This is a genomic window from Pseudomonas inefficax (assembly GCF_900277125.1).
GTDB lineage: Bacteria > Pseudomonadota > Gammaproteobacteria > Pseudomonadales > Pseudomonadaceae > Aquipseudomonas > Aquipseudomonas inefficax.
The window spans coordinates 1-3,035 of sequence record NZ_OPYN01000009.1 but is presented as its reverse complement, the minus strand read 5'-3'; the positions used below and the strand labels follow the sequence as shown (position 1 = coordinate 3,035).

General features: G+C 51.9%; 3 rRNA genes. All 3 read right to left on the bottom strand.

From position 1 onward, the window contains the following. Positions 1–1,244: ribosomal RNA gene (locus JV551A3_RS01795) — 16S ribosomal RNA — on the bottom strand; the annotation flags it as partial. Positions 1,245–1,690: 446 nt separating this feature from the next. Continuing rightward, a 5S ribosomal RNA gene (rrf, locus tag JV551A3_RS01790) occupies positions 1,691–1,806 on the bottom strand. A gap of 131 nt (positions 1,807–1,937) precedes the next feature. After that, a 23S ribosomal RNA gene (locus JV551A3_RS01785) occupies positions 1,938–3,035 on the bottom strand; the annotation flags it as partial.

Genomic DNA, 3,035 nt, shown 5'->3' with positions numbered 1-3,035 from the left:
GTACCGACCATTGTAGCACGTGTGTAGCCCAGGCCGTAAGGGCCATGATGACTTGACGTCATCCCCACCTTCCTCCGGTTTGTCACCGGCAGTCTCCTTAGAGTGCCCACCATAACGTGCTGGTAACTAAGGACAAGGGTTGCGCTCGTTACGGGACTTAACCCAACATCTCACGACACGAGCTGACGACAGCCATGCAGCACCTGTGTCAGAGTTCCCGAAGGCACCAATCCATCTCTGGAAAGTTCTCTGCATGTCAAGGCCTGGTAAGGTTCTTCGCGTTGCTTCGAATTAAACCACATGCTCCACCGCTTGTGCGGGCCCCCGTCAATTCATTTGAGTTTTAACCTTGCGGCCGTACTCCCCAGGCGGTCAACTTAATGCGTTAGCTGCGCCACTAAAATCTCAAGGATTCCAACGGCTAGTTGACATCGTTTACGGCGTGGACTACCAGGGTATCTAATCCTGTTTGCTCCCCACGCTTTCGCACCTCAGTGTCAGTATCAGTCCAGGTGGTCGCCTTCGCCACTGGTGTTCCTTCCTATATCTACGCATTTCACCGCTACACAGGAAATTCCACCACCCTCTACCGTACTCTAGCTCGCCAGTTTTGGATGCAGTTCCCAGGTTGAGCCCGGGGCTTTCACATCCAACTTAACGAACCACCTACGCGCGCTTTACGCCCAGTAATTCCGATTAACGCTTGCACCCTCTGTATTACCGCGGCTGCTGGCACAGAGTTAGCCGGTGCTTATTCTGTCGGTAACGTCAAAACAGCAAGGTATTAACTTACTGCCCTTCCTCCCAACTTAAAGTGCTTTACAATCCGAAGACCTTCTTCACACACGCGGCATGGCTGGATCAGGCTTTCGCCCATTGTCCAATATTCCCCACTGCTGCCTCCCGTAGGAGTCTGGACCGTGTCTCAGTTCCAGTGTGACTGATCATCCTCTCAGACCAGTTACGGATCGTCGCCTTGGTGAGCCATTACCCCACCAACTAGCTAATCCGACCTAGGCTCATCTGATAGCGCAAGGCCCGAAGGTCCCCTGCTTTCTCCCGTAGGACGTATGCGGTATTAGCGTTCCTTTCGAAACGTTGTCCCCCACTACCAGGCAGATTCCTAGGCATTACTCACCCGTCCGCCGCTGAATCAAGGAGCAAGCTCCCGTCATCCGCTCGACTTGCATGTGTTAGGCCTGCCGCCAGCGTTCAATCTGAGCCATGATCAAACTCTTCAGTTCAATACTGCTTGGGTTTTTAAGAAACCCTAAACTTGGCTCAGCAATCTCAAATGACTATGTGATTTCTCGCATGGCCACTTGTGATGCTGATAATCTTTTTGACTATCAGTCCGTACTCACAAGCACCCACACGAATTGCTTGATTCGATTTGTTAAAGAGCGTTTGGCTAAGAGCTTTTCGTCTCAACCGAGGCGCGCATTCTACGCTTTCCTCATGGTCTGTCAAGCGTTTATTTTGAGGTTTTTCCGAGAAACTCGTTTAACTTCAAACACTTAACTCGCTCCGATCTCTCGTCGCGGGAGGTGAATAATACAGCATTCAGAAACGCTGTCAACCACCTTTTTACTACCACCGGCTGGCCTTCAGCCTACCAGGAGAAGCGATAGCTTCTACTTAAAGACAAAACCCCTACCTGCATGTGCAGATAGGGGTTTTGCGAAATGAATCTTGACGATGACCTACTCTCACATGGGGAAACCCCACACTACCATCGGCGATGCATCGTTTCACTGCTGAGTTCGGGATGGGATCAGGTGGTTCCAATGCTCTATGGTCGTCAAGAAATTCTGTTGCCAGAATGTCCGGATGGACAGCCCAGCGAATTCGGATATGCGATATTTGTGATGTTGCGAACTTTCGGTTCTTTCGTCTTCACCACCGCAATCTGCGTCAGCAAATTGCTTGGGTGTTATATGGTCAAGCCTCACGGGCAATTAGTATTGGTTAGCTCAACGCCTCACAGCGCTTACACACCCAACCTATCAACGTCGTAGTCTTCGACGGCCCTTTAGGGGATTCAAGATCCCAGTGAGATCTCATCTTGAGGCAAGTTTCCCGCTTAGATGCTTTCAGCGGTTATCTCTTCCGAACATAGCTACCCGGCAATGCCACTGGCGTGACAACCGGAACACCAGAGGTTCGTCCACTCCGGTCCTCTCGTACTAGGAGCAGCCCCTCTCAAATCTCAAACGTCCACGGCAGATAGGGACCGAACTGTCTCACGACGTTCTAAACCCAGCTCGCGTACCACTTTAAATGGCGAACAGCCATACCCTTGGGACCGGCTTCAGCCCCAGGATGTGATGAGCCGACATCGAGGTGCCAAACACCGCCGTCGATATGAACTCTTGGGCGGTATCAGCCTGTTATCCCCGGAGTACCTTTTATCCGTTGAGCGATGGCCCTTCCATACAGAACCACCGGATCACTAAGACCTACTTTCGTACCTGCTCGACGTGTTTGTCTCGCAGTCAAGCGCGCTTTTGCCTTTATACTCTACGACCGATTTCCGACCGGTCTGAGCGCACCTTCGTACTCCTCCGTTACTCTTTGGGAGGAGACCGCCCCAGTCAAACTACCCACCATACACTGTCCTCGATCCGGATAACGGACCTGAGTTAGAACCTCAAAGTTGCCAGGGTGGTATTTCAAGGATGGCTCCATGAGAACTGGCGTCCCCACTTCAAAGCCTCCCACCTATCCTACACAAGCAAATTCAAAGTCCAGTGCAAAGCTATAGTAAAGGTTCACGGGGTCTTTCCGTCTAGCCGCGGATACACTGCATCTTCACAGCGATTTCAATTTCACTGAGTCTCGGGTGGAGACAGCGCCGCCATCGTTACGCCATTCGTGCAGGTCGGAACTTACCCGACAAGGAATTTCGCTACCTTAGGACCGTTATAGTTACGGCCGCCGTTTACCGGGGCTTCGATCAAGAGCTTCGCTTGCGCTAACCCCATCAATTAACCTTCCGGCACCGGGCAGGCGTCACACCCTATACGTCCACTTTC